The 15,471-nt window shown below is 76.1% G+C and carries 11 protein-coding genes and 1 tRNA gene; 6 read left to right on the top strand and 6 right to left on the bottom strand.

The features are described 5' to 3' along the window. The first annotated feature begins 4 nt into the window (after window positions 1-4). On the top strand, window positions 5-3,781 hold the full coding sequence (locus OG937_08995) for a DUF5682 family protein (protein WUD71823.1): 3,777 nt from the start codon (window positions 5-7) through the stop codon (window positions 3,779-3,781). Beyond that, on the top strand, window positions 3,778-5,580 hold the full coding sequence (locus tag OG937_08990; GenBank protein WUD71822.1) for an SWIM zinc finger family protein: 1,803 nt from the start codon (window positions 3,778-3,780) through the stop codon (window positions 5,578-5,580). Before OG937_08995 ends, OG937_08990 begins: the two co-directional genes overlap by 4 nt. A gap of 4 nt (window positions 5,581-5,584) precedes the next feature. On the opposite strand, the gene OG937_08985 is transcribed toward OG937_08990, so the two are convergent. Genes OG937_08985 through OG937_08975 form a run of 3 tightly spaced genes read right to left on the bottom strand, consistent with a single transcriptional unit; the run spans window position 5,585 to window position 9,485 of the window. After that, entirely contained in the window at window positions 5,585-5,926 is a 342-nt protein-coding gene (locus tag OG937_08985; GenBank protein ID WUD71821.1) for a ribosomal protein L7/L12, read from the bottom strand. A gap of 32 nt (window positions 5,927-5,958) precedes the next feature. Then, window positions 5,959-6,813, bottom strand: a complete 855-nt coding sequence (locus OG937_08980; GenBank protein WUD71820.1) for an ABC transporter permease — start codon at window positions 6,811-6,813, stop codon at window positions 5,959-5,961. After that, a complete protein-coding gene (locus tag OG937_08975; protein ID WUD71819.1) occupies window positions 6,810-9,485 on the bottom strand; it encodes an alpha/beta fold hydrolase in 2,676 nt (891 codons plus the stop codon). The genes OG937_08980 and OG937_08975 overlap by 4 nt, the downstream gene beginning before the upstream one ends. Window positions 9,486-9,604: 119 nt before the next feature. Between OG937_08975 and OG937_08970 the strand changes: the two genes are divergently transcribed. Further along, window positions 9,605-10,570: an aldo/keto reductase gene (locus tag OG937_08970; GenBank protein WUD71818.1), complete on the top strand. Its 966-nt coding sequence runs from the start codon at window positions 9,605-9,607 to the stop codon at window positions 10,568-10,570. Here the strand turns inward: OG937_08970 and OG937_08965 are convergent. Both OG937_08965 and OG937_08960 read right to left on the bottom strand, forming a co-directional pair. Further along, window positions 10,567-11,508: a transketolase gene (locus OG937_08965; protein WUD71817.1), complete on the bottom strand. Its 942-nt coding sequence runs from the start codon at window positions 11,506-11,508 to the stop codon at window positions 10,567-10,569. The two genes, OG937_08970 and OG937_08965, sit on opposite strands and share 4 nt — an antisense overlap. Before the next feature lie 29 nt (window positions 11,509-11,537). After that, the gene (locus OG937_08960; GenBank protein ID WUD71816.1) at window positions 11,538-12,239 is read right to left on the bottom strand and encodes a transketolase; all 702 of its coding nucleotides are present in this window, start codon (window positions 12,237-12,239) and stop codon (window positions 11,538-11,540) included. Window positions 12,240-12,293: 54 nt separating this feature from the next. Between OG937_08960 and soxR the strand changes: the two genes are divergently transcribed. Beyond that, window positions 12,294-12,773: a redox-sensitive transcriptional activator SoxR gene (gene soxR, locus OG937_08955; protein WUD71815.1), complete on the top strand. Its 480-nt coding sequence runs from the start codon at window positions 12,294-12,296 to the stop codon at window positions 12,771-12,773. Here the strand turns inward: soxR and OG937_08950 are convergent. Next, window positions 12,754-13,044, bottom strand: coding sequence for a YiaA/YiaB family inner membrane protein (locus OG937_08950; GenBank protein WUD71814.1), 291 nt, complete (start codon window positions 13,042-13,044; stop codon window positions 12,754-12,756). The two genes, soxR and OG937_08950, sit on opposite strands and share 20 nt — an antisense overlap. A 181-nt stretch (window positions 13,045-13,225) precedes the next feature. On the opposite strand from OG937_08950, the gene OG937_08945 reads away from it, so the two are divergent. Together OG937_08945 and OG937_08940 are read left to right on the top strand one after the other, a co-directional pair. Continuing rightward, window positions 13,226-13,299: transfer RNA gene (locus OG937_08945), tRNA-Pro, on the top strand. 336 nt (window positions 13,300-13,635) lie between these two features. Continuing rightward, entirely contained in the window at window positions 13,636-15,450 is a 1,815-nt protein-coding gene (locus OG937_08940; GenBank protein ID WUD71813.1) for an ABC transporter ATP-binding protein/permease, read from the top strand. The last annotated feature ends 21 nt before the right edge of the window (window positions 15,451-15,471 follow it).

Below are 15,471 nucleotides of genomic sequence, written 5' to 3'. Positions count from 1 at the left end.
GCCCGTGTTGCTCACCCCGGACGAGGCCGTCACGGTCCTCACCGACCCGGCGGCGCCCTACCTCGTCGGCGTACGGCACCACGCCCCGTCGCTGGCGGCCGCGCTGCCCGCCCTGCTCGACGGGGCCAAGCCCGACGTGCTGCTCGTCGAACTCCCCGGCGAGATGCAGGAGTGGCTGCCCTGGCTCGCCCACGAGGACACCCGGGCTCCCGTCGCCCTCGCCGCCGCCCCTGGCGACGGGGGCGGCGGTCCCGCCTTCTACCCCTTCGCCGACTTCTCGCCCGAACTCGCCGCCGTCCGCTGGGCGGCGCGGAGCGGCGTCCCCGTCGTCGCCTGCGACCTGCCGCTCGCCGACCGCGCCTGGGACGCCGGACGCACGACGGCCGCGCCGGGCGACTCCGGCCCCGGGCTGCAGGGGGCCCTGCGCGCCCGGCTCACCGGTCGCCCCGGCGACGACCTGTGGGACCGCCTCGTCGAGGCCTCCGCGCCGGGCTCACCACCCGAAGCGCTGCGCCGCGCCGCCCTCCTGACGGGATGGGCCCTGCGCCGGGACGCCGCCGAGGGCGCGGGCGTCCCCGTACTCGACCTGCGCCGCGAGCAGTGGATGCGGGCCCGCATCGCCGAGGCCACCGCGGACGGCCGCCGCGCGGCCGTCGTCGTCGGCGCCTTCCACGCACCCGCCCTGGTCCCGGCCGACGCGTGGCCGGAGGGCACCGCCCCGGTGGAAAGCCCGGACGCACCGCCGGCACCCGAGGGCGGCACGATCTGGACGACCTCCCTGATCCCGTACGCGTACCCGCTGCTGGACGAACGCTCCGGCTACCCGGCGGGCATCCGCGACCCCGAGTGGCAGCACATGGTGCTGGAGGCGGCCGGCGACCCCGCCGCCCTCGACGAGGCGCTCACCCGCGCCGCCGTCCGCATCTGCGCCGAACTGCGCGCCCAGGGCCACCCGTCGGGCCCGGCCGACGCGCGCGAGATCAGCCGGCTCGCCGGTGACCTCTCCCGGCTGCGCGGGCTGCCCGCGGCCGGCCGCGGGGAACTCGTGGAGGCGGTGCAGACCGTGCTGGCCCAGGGCGAGCCGTACGGCCGCGGACGGGCCGTGGCGCGCGCGATGGAACGGGTGCTGGTCGGCACCCGCGGCGGACGCCCCGCACCGGACGCGCCCCGCAGCGGCCTGGCCCCCGCAGTCGAGGCGGAACTGGCCGCACTGGGCCTGCCCGCACCCGGCCCGGACTCCGGCGCCCCGGCCGAGGCGCGGGACCTGCGCCTGGATCCGCTCCGCTCCGATCTCGACCGCCGCCGCGAACTCCTGCTGCGCAGACTGTCGGTGTGCGGCGTGCCCTACGCCGAGCCGAAGGACGTCACGGGAGCGGCCGGCACCGAGGGCCTCACCACCCGCTGGGAGGTCCGCTGGACACCCGCCACCGCGGCCATGCTCACCGCGGCCGGGGTCCGTGGCGTCACCGCCGCCCAGGCCGCCGAAGGGGTGCTGCGCGAACGCCGCCGCCAGGAGACGGACGAGGGCGGCCCCACCGCGGCGCAGACCCTCGCCGGGCTGGCCCGGGCCGCGGAGTGCGGGCTGCCCGGGCTCGCCGGGGAACGCCTCGCCGAGACCGCCGACGTGCTCCCCGCCGCCGGCACCCTCCCCGAACTCCTCGCGGGACTCGCCCTGCTGGACCGCGTCCGGGCCGGCCACATCGCCGGCCTCGGCGCCGACGAGGCCCGCACCGCCCGCACCACCGCCGTCGCCGAGCTGCTCACCGCGGCGGCGGTCCGTCAGGTCGACGGCCTGACCGGGTCCGAGGACCCCGCCGACGCACACGCGCTCCTCGAACTCGCCCACCGCGCGGACCTCCTGGGCGGCGTGCGGCTCACCGACGCCCTCGCGCGGCTCGCCGCGGACGGCTCCCCGCTGATGCGCGGGGCGGCGGGTGCCGTCCGGGTCCTCCTCGGCCACGAGGCGCCCGAGACCCTCGGCGCCCGCGTCGCCTCCTGGGTCGACGCCGCGGGCGACCCCGACTCCCGTGCCGCCCTCACCGCCCGGCTGACCGGGCTGCTGACGGCGGCCGGCCCGCTGCTCGAGGCGGCAGCCCCCGCTTTGGAACCCCTGCTCGACCGCGTCCGCGACCTGCCCGACCAGGCCTTTTTGTCACGGCTCCCGGCCCTGCGCGGCGGCTTCGACACCCTCAGCCCGGCCGCCCGTGACCGTCTCCTGGCGGCCGTCGAGGAACGCCTGGACGCCGACGGCATCGCCGACACCGCGGGCGTCGACCCCGTCGCCCTCGCCACCTGGACCCGCGCCGACCTCGCCGCCCGCGCGACCCTGGACCGGCTCGGCCTGCTCTCGCACGAGACGCCCGAGGCAGCAGCAACGGCCGCCACGGCAGCGGCAGTCCCCGCGGAGCCGGCCGCCACGCACGAGCAGGCCGCCGATGCGGCTGTCCGCGAGGCCGGGCCCGCCGCCACGGCGTCGCGGGGCGTACCGCACGGTGCCACCACCCCCGACGCGGCCGTTCGCGGCGACGCGGCCACCCGCGAGGGTGGACCCGCAGACGCGGCAGCCGACGGTGTGGGCCCCGCCGACGCGGCGTCGCCGGGCACGCCGCAGGCCGCCACCACCCCCGGCGCACCGGGCGAAGCCCCCGCCGCCGCGGCCCGCACCCTCGCGCCCGCCGATCGGTGGCGCCTCGTGCTGGGCCGGCGAGGCGACCGGCTGCCGCCTTCCGCCGGGGCCCTGGCCACCGCGCTGGACGAGCTGTACGGCAACGGCCGGGGCGAGGGCAGCCTCGGCGACCTCGGCGGGCACGGCAGGGCCGGCGGCGACCGGGGTGGCCGCGAGGCGCCCTACCCCGGGGTGCGCGAGTGGTCCGAGGAACTGGCGGCCCTGTTCGGGCCCGGCATCCGCGAGGAGGTGCTGGCGGCCGCCGCCGCGTCCGGCCGCAAGGACGTGGTGGCCGAACTCGACCCCGACAGCGTGCGCCCCTCCGTCGACCTGCTGCGTACCGTCCTGCGGCACGCGGGCGGGCTGCCGGAGGCCCGGCTGGCCGCGCTGCGCCCCCTCGTACGGCGCCTGGTCGAGGCCCTCACCCGGCAACTCGCCACACGGCTGCGCCCGGCGCTGCACGGCACCGCGCTCCCGCGCCCCAGCCGGCGCCCCGGGGGCGGCCTCGACCTGGCCCGTACGCTGCGCGCCAACCTGGCCACCGCACGCCGCGGTCCCGACGGCACCGTCCAGGTGATCCCGGAGCGGCCGGTGTTCCGCGCCCGGGCCCAGCGGGCCGCGGACTGGCGGCTGATCCTGGTGACCGACGTGTCGGGGTCCATGGAGGCCTCCACGATCTGGGCCGCGCTCACCGCGTCCGTCCTGGCCGGGGTGCCCACCCTGTCCACGCACTTCCTGGCGTTCTCCACCGAGGTCATCGACCTCACCGACCACGTGGCGGATCCGCTCTCCCTCCTCCTGGAGGTGAGCGTCGGCGGCGGCACCCACATCGCCGCCGGGCTCCGGCACGCCCGCGAACTGGTGACCGTGCCCTCGCGCACCCTCGTCGTGGTCGTCAGCGACTTCGAGGAGGGGTATCCGCTCGGCGGCCTCCTGGCCGAGGTCCGCGCCCTGGTCGGGGCAGGCTGCCACGTCCTGGGCTGCGCCAGCCTGGACGACGCCGGGCGCCCCCGTTACTCCACGGGCGTCGCCGGGCAGCTCGTCGCCGCGGGCATGCCCGTCGCCGCCCTCAGCCCCCTCGAACTCGCCCGCTGGGTAGGGGAGAAGATCACATGAGCCAGCAACTCCCCCCGGTCGCACCGGCCGTGACCGCGGAACTCGTCGGGGCGCTTTCGCCCCGGCTGCGCAAGCGCCTCGACGCCGGTGTCGCCAAGCTCGCGGCCCGCCCGGTCGTCGTCGACGGCGACACCGTGCGGATCGCCGTGGACGACGACACCGACCTCGAACTGCACGCTCCCGGCGGCACGGTGACCCGGGCGGAGGACGTGCGCTGCGGCTGCCTGCTCGCGCCCGACTGCCTGCACCGCGCCGCCGCCGCCTCGGCCGCACCCGTCGCCGAGGCTCCCGGGCCGGCAGCCGAGGGAGCCCCGCCGCGAGCCGCCGGGGGAACGGCGCCCGAAGCCTCGCCCGGAGCCGAGCCCGAGACCGCCACCCCGCAGCAACACGCCGCCGCCGACGCCCTGCGCGCCGCGGGCGCCGCCGTCCTCGACGCGGGCATCGACGGCTCCGGCGCTGTCGTCCAGGCCGAACTGCTGCGGGCCGCACACTCCGCCCGGCTGAGCGGGCTGCCCCGCGCCGCCGCCGCGGCGGTCTCCGTCGTCACCCGGCTGCGCGCCGCCCGCGCCGCCGACCCCGGGCACCGCCTCGCCGACCTGGCCGCCGCGCTCCGCGAACTCCTCGGCACCGCGCACCGGGTCCCGTACGCCACCGGCCCCGAACTGGCCGCCGTGCGCGGCACCGCGCGACAGCCGTACACCCCGGATGGCTCGCTGCGGCTGTACGGCCTGTTCTCCGAGCCCGTCCTCACCGCGAGCGGCTACGCGGGCGCCGTCACCTGGACGGCGGACGCCGACGGCCGCCTCTACACCGTCTCCGACGTCGCGCCCGGCGGCCCCGGCCGCGCCACGGGCGCCGCCGACCGGGCCGTGCGCATCGGCGACACCGCCCTCAGCCACCGCGAACTGTCCCGCGCGGGCCTCGCCGTGTCCGGTGCCACGGTCTCGCCCACCGGCAGACTCGGCGCGGGAGCCGCCGTCCGCGCCGTACGGGCCCCCGGCGCCGCCTGGACGGCCGAACCCCTGGACCGCCTGTGGCGGGTGCCCGTCGCCGAACAGGCCGTGCGCGCCCTCAGCACCGGCGACGGCCTGCTCTTCCTCGACGTCACCCTCATCGGCACCGTCCGCGAGGCCGGCGGCGACTGCCTGCTCGCCGAATGCGACGGCCTGACGCTCCGGCTCGCCGCCGCGCACGACCATCCCGCGCTGCCCCATCGCGACAACCTGCGGCTGCTCGCGGGCGCGCCGGGCATCTCTCTGCGCGTCATCGCCCGGCTCGACCCGGCCCCGCACCCGCGCGCGCTGCTGCTGGCCACCAGCCATCCGGCCGACCTCGAGGCCCGCGTGGACACCGGCCTCGACCGCCTGCAGCGCGCCGACCTCCCCGCCGCCGAACCCCTGGCCCCACTCCCGCTCCCGCCGTCCGCGGCGCCCGACGAGGCCCCCGTCCACCTCCTGCTCCGTCGCGTCCACCAGGCCGCCTCCGGCGGCCGCCGCGTCCTCGCCCTCCCCACGAGTTCCGCCCCCGACGCCCGGCGCCTGCGCCGCGCCGCCCTCCCGACCGCCGCGGACCTCCTCGAAGACCTCCACCGCGCCGCGGCCGACCGCGGCCGCGACTCCTTCGGCCGCCTCCTGCCCGCCGACACCGACCGCTTCGCCCTCGCCTGGCTCGCCGCCGCCGTCTACGCCGACGAACTCTCCCGCGCCCTGTGCGCCGCCGCCTGGGGCGCCGATCCGTCAGCCGATCCCTCCACCGACGCGCCGGTGTCGTCCGGAAGGGTGGCGGGCGGCCCGGTGTAGCGGTTCAGCCGCGGAGGAAGCGGTGTGCCGGCGGGCAGCCTGACGCCGACCAGGCGGGAGGTGTGCACGGCTGCTCGTCGCCTGGCCCGGAGCCGGGGCCGAAGACGCACCCGCTCCAGGTGCAGCGCACCCGGGCACCGGCGCCCGCCGCCTCGAGCAGCCGCGCGGCGTCCTCGGCCGCCTCCAGCCAGGTCTGCTCCACGACCACGAGCGGCACGGTGTCCAGCAGTTGCCTGCTCCGCCATGCGCTCAGCCCCGTCACGGACCGGAGTGCCCGGACGACGTCCGGCTTCCGGTCCGCGTCCCCGGCCCCGGTCAGCAGCACGCTGTACCCCGGCTCCTCCACGGTCCCCCTCCGCGCCTCCGCGTCCGCGCCCCTCAGGACACGATGTCCTTCCCCCGGAAGCCGCGGAAGGCCAGCGCGAAGAACACCACCGCGAAGGACAGCGACACCGAGGTGCCCTTGAGCATGCCCGACCATTCCAGGCGGGGCTGGAGCGCGTCGATCCAGGCGTACTGCCAGTGCGTCGGCAGGACGTCCCGCAGCGAGCCCAGGGCCGTGATCGCGTCCAGGATGTTGGAGAGGATCGCGACGCCCACGGCCCCGCCGACCGCCCCCAGGGGCGCGTCGGTGAGCGTGGAGAGCCAGAAGGCGAAGCCCGCGACGGCGAGTTGGCCGACGAAGACGTAGAGGGCGGCGATCGCGAGCCGGCCCGTGGCGGTGCCCGGGGGCAGCGAGCCGGCCGTGGTGAGCTCCAGGTCGCCCCAGCCGTAGGCGAGCGTGCCGACGCCGAGCGCCACCGTCGGCAGCGCCAGCACGGCGGCGGCGCTGAAGACCAGGGACACCAGCGCCTTGGAGCCGAGCAGCCGGGCCCGGGGCACCGGGGCAGCCAGCAGGTAGCGCAGGGAGGACCAGTTGGCCTCCGAGGCGATCGTGTCGCCGAAGAAGAGGGCGACCGGGATCGTCAGCAGGAAGCCGGAGGAGACGAAGAGGACCGCCAGCGAGAAGTTGACGCCGGAGGCGGTGGCCACGTCCATCATCGTCGGGCCGGAGTCCCGCCCCCGCGGGGTGCCGCCGATCGCGAAGGCCGCCCACACGATCACGGGCAGCCCGAGGACGACGGCGAACGCGACGAGCGTGCGGCGCCGCAGCAGCTGCCGCACCGCCTCCACCCGCAGCGGGAGGGTGCGGCCCGGACGGTACCCCGCGGCCAGTTCCAGGGTCTCGGTCACGCGGGACCTCCGATCAGGGTCAGGAACGCGTCCTCCAGGCGGCGGTGCGGGCCGACGCGCTCCACCGGGACGTCGAGCCGCAGGAGTTCGGACAGCAGCTCCGGCACGGTCATGGTGCCCGGCCGGACCAGCAGCCCGTCGTCCGCGGACTCGGCCGTCTCGACACCGGGCAGCGCCGACAGCTTCGCGGCGACCGCCTCGCGCTCCTCGTCGCCCATGCCCGGCGCGCCGACGAAGAGCGTCTGCCCGCTCCCGGCGATCTCGCCGACCGGACCGGCCGCGACGAGCCGCCCCTTGTCCATGACGACCAGGTGCGTGCAGCTCTGCTCGACCTCCGACAGCAGGTGGCTGGAGACGAGGACGGTACGGCCGGCCGCCGCGTAGCGCCGCACCACGTCGCGCATCTCGCGGATCTGCGGCGGGTCGAGCCCGTTGGTCGGCTCGTCGAGGATGAGCAGGTCGGGCAGGCCCAGCATGGCCTGCGCGATGGCGAGCCGCTGCCGCATGCCCTGCGAGTAGGTGCGCACCGCGCGCTCCAGGGCCTCGCCGAGGCCGGCGATCTCCAGGGCCTCCTCGACGTGGGCGTCGGCCGCCGGCCGGCCCGTGGCCCGCCAGTACAGCTCCAGGTTGGCCCGCCCCGTCAGGTGCGGCAGGAAGCCCGCGCCCTCCACGAAGGCCCCGACCCGGGACAGCACGGGCGCGCCCGGCCGGATCGCGTGGCCGAACACGCGGATGGTTCCGGCGTCGGGCCGGATGAGGCCCATCATCATGCGCATCGTCGTCGTCTTGCCCGCGCCGTTGGGGCCGAGCAGCCCCAGCACCTGGCCGCGCTCCACCCGGAAGGACAACTCCCGCACGGCGTAGCGGTCCGCCGCGCCGTGGTAGCGCTTGGACAGCCCGGAGATCTCCAGCGGGACGTCCGTCAGGGCCGGGTCGGGCGCCTGCCGCACCGCGCCCGCCCGGCGGCGGCCGGTCAGCAGCAGCGCCGCCGCCAGCGCGAGCGCGGCGACCGGCAGCAGCCACACCCAGGCGGGCAGCGTGCCCTGGGCGGTGGTCAGTTCCGGGTCCGTGGGCACCGTCAGCGCGGCGCCTCCGGGCAGGGACACCCGGTACGTGGCGGCCGCGACGGGGGAGGCGTAGCCGAGGTCGGTGGTGGACAGCACCAGCCGCAGCCGGTGTCCTGCGGCGAACTCGTGGTCCACGGCGGGCAGCCGCACCTGCACCGTGCCCGCGCCGGCGACCCGCAGCGGCGCGACCAGTTGGTGCGGCAGGGTCTCGTTGCCGCCCGGGCCCACGTCGTACAGCTTCGCGAAGAGCACCGCACCGGCGGGCGCGTCCGTGTCGACGGTGACCCGCGTCGTCGCCGAGCCCGTCAGCCGCAGCGACGAGGTCAGCGGCGCCGAGTCGAACGCGGCGCGCTGACCGGGGAAGTCCAGCGACAGCGAGAGCCCCTGGCCGAGGTCGGAGAGCTGGGAGAGGGCGCCCACACCGGGCACCGCCGAGATCGCGGGCGGGCTGCCGCCGGCGGGGTTGGCCACCGTCTGCGCGCGGCCGCCGAGCGGGACCGTCCGGGTCCGCGTGCCCTCCAGCCCCGGGTACGCGTCGGCGTCCGCGCCGCGCCGCACGGCCCTGCCGTCGGTGGTGTCGACGCCGCCGGTCCGGGTGACCCGGAACGCGGGCCCGGTGTCGGTGCCCTCGTCCTTCTTCAGCCAGCGGTCGAACCAGGCCGTGGTGCGCGCCTCGATCCGCGAGGTCTCCTGGTCGCCCCCGTCGTGCCCGCCGGAGAACCAGTCGACGGCCACGGGCGCGCCGTTCGCGGCGACGGCACGCGCGATGGCGTCGCCCTGGTCGAGCGGGAAGAGGGAGTCGTTCTGGCCCTGCACCACCAGGGTCGGCACCTTGATGCGCCCGGCCACCGAGGAGGGGCTGGAGCGCGTCAGCAGCCGCAACGTCGCGGCGTCCGGGCGTCCGGCGACGGCCGACCGGTCGTACATCGCGCACAGTTCGGCGGTGAAGCCGCAGGCGGCGCCGCGCGAGCCGGTGGAGAAGAAGATCCCCGCCCACAGCTTCTTGAACACGCCCTGCGGGAACAGCGCTTCGCCCAGGTCCCACCAGGTGATCGCGGGCGCGATGGCGTCCACCCGCCGGTCGTACCCGGCGGCCAGCAGGGAGATGGCTCCGCCGTACGAGGCCCCCGCGACGCCGACCCGCGGGTCGTCACGGCCGTCGCGCAGCACCTCGGGCCGCCGGCCCAACCAGTCGATGAGCCGTGAGACGTCGGCGACCTCGGCGTCGGGGGAGTTGAGCCCGATCCGCCCGCCCGAGGCGCCGAATCCCCGCGCGGACCAGGTCAGTACGGCGTAGCCGCTGCGGGCGAGGGACTCGGCTTCGGCCCGCACGTCGTCCTTGGTGCCGCCGAAACCGTGCGCGAGCAGCACCGCCGGGCGCTGCGCCGACCCGCCGGAGGTGAAGTAGGAGGTGTCGATCCGCACCTTCGAGGCGCTGCCCGGGGCTTCGGGCAGCGAGAAGACCCGGTCCTGGCGGCGCACGGGCGCGGGGGCGTCGGCCGTCGCGAGGGTGACGGCGCCGCCTCCGGCGAGCAGGGCGAGGGCGGCGGCGCCGGCCGCCAGCCGCCGCCGGGTGCGCCAGGTCCTGGGCAGGGCGAATCGCATGCGTGATCCTCGGACGGGGACGACGAGTGTGACGCTCCCACTATGCATTCCGGTGATCACCCGCGACGTCCGCCTCAGGCACCGGATCGGCGTACTCCACCGGGAGTACGGTGGCGACCGTGCCCCTCGAACGACTCGTCACCGCCCCCCTGCCCCGGCTGGGTCTCGGCCTCGCCGCCGTCGGCCGTCCCGCCTACATCGACCTCGGCCGCGCCGCCGACCTGCCCGCCGACCGCACCGTCGAGGCGATGCGGGACCGCGCCCACGCGGTCCTCGACACCGCCTACGCGCTCGGCATCCGCTACTTCGACGCCGCCCGCTCCTACGGCCGGGCGGAGGAGTTCCTGGCCGGCTGGCTGGACGCCCACCCCGAGGCCACCGACGTCGTGATCGGCAGCAAGTGGGGCTACACCTACACCGCCGGCTGGCGGGCCGACGCCGAGGTGCACGAGGTCAAGGACCACGGCACCGCCACCTACGACCGGCAGATCGCCGAGACCCGCGCCCTGCTCGGCGACCGCCTCGACCTCTACCAGATCCACTCCGTCACCCCGGACAGCCCGGCCCTCGCCGACCGCGACCTCCACGAACGCCTCGCCCGCCTGGCAGCCGACGGGGTGGCCGTCGGCCTGTCCACCAGCGGTCCGCTGCAGGCCGAGGCGATCCGCGCGGCGCTGAAGGTGACGGTGGACGGGCGGCGCCTGTTCTCCGTCGTGCAGGCCACCTACAACCTGCTGGAGCCCTCCGCCGGGCCCGCCCTGGCCGAGGCGCACGACGCGGGACTGACCGTGATCGTCAAGGAGGCGATGGCCAACGGCCGCCTGGCCACGGCCGATCCCGACTCCCCCCTCGCCGAGGTGGCCGCCCGGACCGGTGCCACGCCCGACGCCGTCACCCTCGCCGCGGTCCTGCGCCGCCCCTGGGCCGGTGTCGTGCTCTCCGGCGCCGCGACGACCGGCCAGGTCACCGCCAACGCCCGGGCCGCCTCCGTCGGCCTCGACGCGGAGCACCTGGCCCGGCTCGCCGCCCTGGCCGAACCGGCCCCGGCGTACTGGCGGCACCGCGCGGAGCTGCCCTGGAGCTAGCGGACGCCCGAGCCCGCGAGGCCCGCCGGGTGGCGGGAGCCCGCCAGGAAGCCCCCGATGCGTGCCCGCAGCCCGGCGGCGTCCAGGCCGTGCGCCGCCACGTGTTCCTGCCAGGTGCCGTAGCGGCGCAACTCCGCGCGGGCGGTGCCCAGCGCCAGGACGCGGTGGGGCAGGTCGAGCAGGGCCTCCGCGGCGAAGGACGCCGAGGTGCCCGCCAGGTACGGCTCGACCAGCACCACGTCCGCCGCGTCCGTGCCCGCGACGGCCGCCCGCAGCCCGGCCGCGTCGAAGGGACGCACCGTGGAGGCGTACAGCACGGTCACGTCCAGGTCCGCGACCGCCGCCAGCGTGGCGTCCAGGAGCGGGCCCACGGCGACGACCACGCCCGCCCGGCCCTCGCGCAGCACCCGGAACCCGCCCGGCGAGACCGGCCGCGCGGTGCGGTTGGACTGCTCGCTGAGCCGCACGTAGACCCGGTTGTCGTCGTCGGCCGCCGCGTGCCGGACCAGGGCCTCGGCCTCGTCGGGGTGGCCGGGCACGTGCACGGTCCAGCCGTCGAGGGTGTCCAGCAGGGCGACGTCACCGGGGGCCTGGTGGGTGCGGCCGCCCGCGGCGATGTCGTACGAGGCGCCCGCGCTGACCAGCACCGCGCCCGCGCCCTGATGCCCCAGGTCCAGCTTGACCTGCTCGAAGGGGCGTTCCACCAGGAAGCTGCCGAAGGTGTGGACGACCGGCCGCAGCCCGGTCAGCGCCAGCCCGCCCGCGACGCTGACCAGCAACTGCTCGCGGATGCCGACGTCGATCACCCGGTCGGGGTGGGCGCGGGCGGCGTCGGTGAAGCGGTCCCCGGAGATGACCGCCAGCACGACGGCCAGCCGGGGGTCGTCGTCCAGCAGGCGTCCGGCGACGGTGGTGAAGCGTTCACGCATGGTGTCCACGGGAAGGTCTCCTCGGCTCGGGGCGGCGGTCAGCGCTTGGACTCGACACGGGCGACGACGGCGTGCGGCCGTCCGGGGTGCGGCATGGTGAACGCCTCGTACAGGGCTTCGTGGTCACGGCCGTCGACGGTGGCCACGGACCAGCCCTCGCCGGCGAAGAGCGAGGCGGGACCGCCGGGGCGCCGGTAGGTGGCGGAGGTGTTGTCGACCGCGACGACGTGCAGGCCCTCCAGGCCGACGGCGCCGGCGAAGGCGACGGCCTCGTGGTTGCTGCCCTCGTCCAGTTCGGCGTCGCCGACCAGCACCCACACCGCGGCGTCGGTCAGGCCCTGCGCCCGCAGCCCCAGGGCGCTGCCCACGGCGATCGGCAGCCCGTGGCCGAGCGAGCCGGAGCCGATCTCGGCGCCCGGCACGAGCACGCGGTCCGGGTGGTGACCGAGCGGCGAGCCGAAGGAGCCGAAGCCCGGCAGCCACTCCTCCGGGACGAAGCCCTTGGCGGTGAGCACCGCGTAGTACGCCATCGGGCCGTGGCCCTTGGAGAGCAGGAAGCGGTCCCGGCCGGCGTCCTCCGCGGTCCCCGGGGTCACCCGCAGCACGCGGTCGTAGAGCACCCACAACACGTCGAGGGTGGAGGTGGCGGCGGGCCCGTGCTTCTCGTCGCCGGTCATGAGCGACATCAGCCGCCGCAGGTCGTCGTAGCCGTACGCGGTGTCCGTGCTGGTCGGAGTCATAAGGAGAGGGTGCAACTTCAAGTCGGCTTGAGGTCAAGCGCTACCCTCGGGCCCATGAGCGACCCCGCACCGCGCCGCGACCGCCTGGCCATCGGTGAGCTCGCCGCCCGCAGCGGCCTGGCCACCTCGGCCCTGCGCTACTACGAGGAGCTCGGCCTCATCCGCTCCGAGCGCACCGCCGGCGGGCAGCGCCGCTACGCCCGCGCCACACTCCGCCGTGTCGCCTTCATCCGGGCCGCCCAGCGCGTCGGCCTGTCGCTGGAGGAGGCCGGCGCGGCCCTCGCCCGGCTCCCCGAGGACCGCGCCCCCAGCGCAGCCGAATGGAACACCGTCGCCCGCACCTGGACCCGCCGCATCGACGAGCAGATCGCGGAGCTCGAACGGCTCAAGGGCAACCTCACCGGCTGCATCGGCTGCGGCTGCCTGTCCCTGCGCAAGTGCGCCCTGTACAACCCGGACGACACCGCCGCCGCCAAGGGCCCCGGCGCGCGCTACCTGCTGGGCGACGAGTCGGCTACACCCCGTCGACCTTGAACGGGTCGTGCTCGGCCAGCAGCTTGTCCAGCCGGGCCTGGTCCACCCGGCTCGTGACCTGGCCGGCCTCCTGCCGGTCGCGGACGACCTTGGCGAGCGTGAACGCCGAGGTCACCACGTAGAGCAGCCCCACCGCCAGGAAGGCCCGCACCCACGGGCCGACCGGCAGATAGGCGATGCCCACGACCATCGCCCCGAGGGCGACGGCGAACGAGATCGCGGCCTGGGCCGAGAAGGCCGCGGTCGTCTGCTGCTGGATCGGATTGGCCATGATTGAAGCATCGGCCGTCGTGGCCCGCGCCACATGAGTACGGCTACTCATCCCGGGCCGGGTACCCCGTCGCGGCGGCGCCCGGCGTGCTGCGGGAATGGTGCGAGCGAGCACCCGACGACGTGCGGTATTGTTCTCGTGCGCGGTCGGCCGGGCGGGAAGCCCGGGACGAAAGCGACACCGGGACGTGGCGCAGCTTGGTAGCGCACTTGACTGGGGGTCAAGGGGTCGCAGGTTCAAATCCTGTCGTCCCGACGGTGTCGACCAGCGGGTTTGTCATTCATGACAAACCCGCTGGTTGCGTTTGCGGCACATGAGGCGCGGCCGGAGCGGTACGACCCCGGCCGGCCGCCCCCTGGCGGAGCCGCGCCGCCCCCGGCCGCCGAGGGCCGCGCGGCTCCGCCGGGGGGGCGGCCGTGCGCCGTGCCACCGGGCCGGAAAACGCTTGGACTCCACGTGGGCCGCCGCGGGACACTGCCACTTCCGGACCGCCCACTCATGCGCACCTCGGCGCCGCCGTACCGCCACGGCGGCAGCGGCACCTCCCGGAGAAACCCGCGGCAGCACGCCGCACGACACCACAGGGTGGAGATGGGATCGCCTGAATCACGCAGGTTCCGGCCGGCCAGGGGCCCGGTGCTGCTGGCACTCCGCTACTACGGAGGGGAGTTGGCCCGGTTCCGGTGGCTGACGCTTCCGGCGATGCTGTCGCCGGCCCTCGGCAACATCGGCATCAACTACGTCGCACCGCTGATCGTCGCGAAGCTCGTCGGCGGCTTCGTCGACGGCACCGCTCCCGGCATCGGCTCGACCCTGCCCTACGTCCTGGCCTTCGCCGGCGTGCTGCTGCTCGCGGAGACGCTGTGGCGCATCGGCCTGCACTGCCTGAACCGCCTCGACGCCCGCGGCATCGAGCACCTGTACGTGGTCGGCATGGACGAGCTGTTCGCCAAGGACGCGTCGTTCTTCCACGACAACTTCGCGGGGTCCCTCACCAAGCGGGTGCTGAGCTTCGCCTCGCGCTTCGAGGAGTTCGTCGACACGCTGACGTTCAGCGTCCTGGGCAGCTTCGTACCGCTGCTGTTCGGGTCGGTGGTGCTGTGGGCCTACGAACCGCTGCTGGTCGTCGGCCTCTTGGCGATGATCGCGGTGACGGCGCTGTGCGTGGCGCCCCTCATCCGCCGGCGCCAGGCGCTCGTCCGCCGGCGCGAGGAGGCGATCGCCCGGGTGTCCGGGCACGTCGCCGACAGCCTGATGAACATGGACACGGTCCGGGCGTTCGCCGCGGAGGAACGCGAGGCCGCCGAGCACCGCTCCCGTGTCGCCGAGTCGCGAAGGCTCACGCTCAAGTCGTGGGACTACGGCAACCTGCGCATCGACACCCTGGTCGCACCGCTGTCCGTGCTGACCAACGCGCTCGGCCTGCTGCTGGCGGTCACGCTGGGTGCGGGCACGCACGGCGTGGAGGCGGTCGTGGTGGCCTTCACGTACTACTCCAACGCGACGCGGATCATGTTCGAGTTCAACCAGATCTACCGCCGCCTGGAGAGCTCGATGACGGAGGCGGCGCAGTTCACCGAACTGCTGCTGAAGCCGCCCACCGTGCTCGACCCGCCCGCGCCGGAACCGCTGCGGTCCCGGGGTGCCGACGTCCGCTTCGAGCACGTGACCTTCGCCCACGGGGGCGCGGAGCCGCTCTTTGAGGGGCTCGACCTGGCCGTGCCCAGCGGTGCCAGGATCGGGCTCGTCGGCCGGTCGGGCGGCGGCAAGACCACGCTCACCCGGTTGCTGCTGCGGATGAACGACATCGACGGCGGCCGGATCCTCATCGGCGGGCAGGACATCAGCCGGCTGCGCCAGGCCGACCTGCGCAGCCTGATCTCCTACGTGCCGCAGGACCCGGCGATGTTCCACCGGTCGCTGCGGGACAACATCGCCTTCGCCCGGCCGGACGCCACCGAGGGCGAGATCCGCCGCGCGGCCATGGCGGCCCACGTCACGGAGTTCGCCGACGCGCTGCCCGGCGGCTTCGACACCATGGTCGGCGAGCGCGGGATCAAGCTCTCCGGCGGACAGCGGCAGCGGGTCGCGCTCGCCCGGGCGATCCTGCGCGACGCGCCGATCCTGCTGCTGGACGAGGCGACCAGCGCCCTGGACTCGGAGAGCGAGGTCCTCGTCCAGGAGGCGCTGTGGCGGCTGATGGACGGGCGGACGGCGCTGGTGGTGGCGCACCGGCTGAGCACGGTCGCCGGCATGGACCGGCTGGTCGTCCTGGACCGCGGGCGCATCATCGAGCAGGGCACCCACCAGGAACTGCTCACGGAGGAGGGCGCCTACGCCAAGCTGTGGCAGCACCAGTCCGGAGGCTTCCTGGACGACACCGCCGAGCGGGCCGACCTGCACTGAACCCGGTCGCCCGGTCGCCCG

It is taken from the genome of Streptomyces sp. NBC_00510 (assembly GCA_036013505.1).
Classification (GTDB): domain Bacteria; phylum Actinomycetota; class Actinomycetes; order Streptomycetales; family Streptomycetaceae; genus Actinacidiphila.
The sequence above is the reverse complement of the archived record's forward strand: the minus strand, read 5'-3'. Positions and strand labels throughout refer to the sequence as shown.

Excerpts from the sequence above, each read along its gene's own strand:
- OG937_08975 (WUD71819.1), bottom strand. The coding sequence starts at position 9,485 with ATGCGATTCGCCCTGCCCAGGACCTGGCGCACCCGGCGGCGGCTGGCG.
- OG937_08990 (WUD71822.1), top strand. The coding sequence starts at position 3,778 with ATGAGCCAGCAACTCCCCCCGGTCGCACCGGCCGTGACCGCGGAACTC.
- OG937_08950 (WUD71814.1), bottom strand. The coding sequence starts at position 13,044 with ATGGCCAATCCGATCCAGCAGCAGACGACCGCGGCCTTCTCGGCCCAG.
- OG937_08960 (WUD71816.1), bottom strand. The coding sequence starts at position 12,239 with ATGACTCCGACCAGCACGGACACCGCGTACGGCTACGACGACCTGCGG.
- soxR (WUD71815.1), top strand. The coding sequence starts at position 12,294 with ATGAGCGACCCCGCACCGCGCCGCGACCGCCTGGCCATCGGTGAGCTC.
- OG937_08940 (WUD71813.1), top strand. The coding sequence starts at position 13,636 with ATGGGATCGCCTGAATCACGCAGGTTCCGGCCGGCCAGGGGCCCGGTG.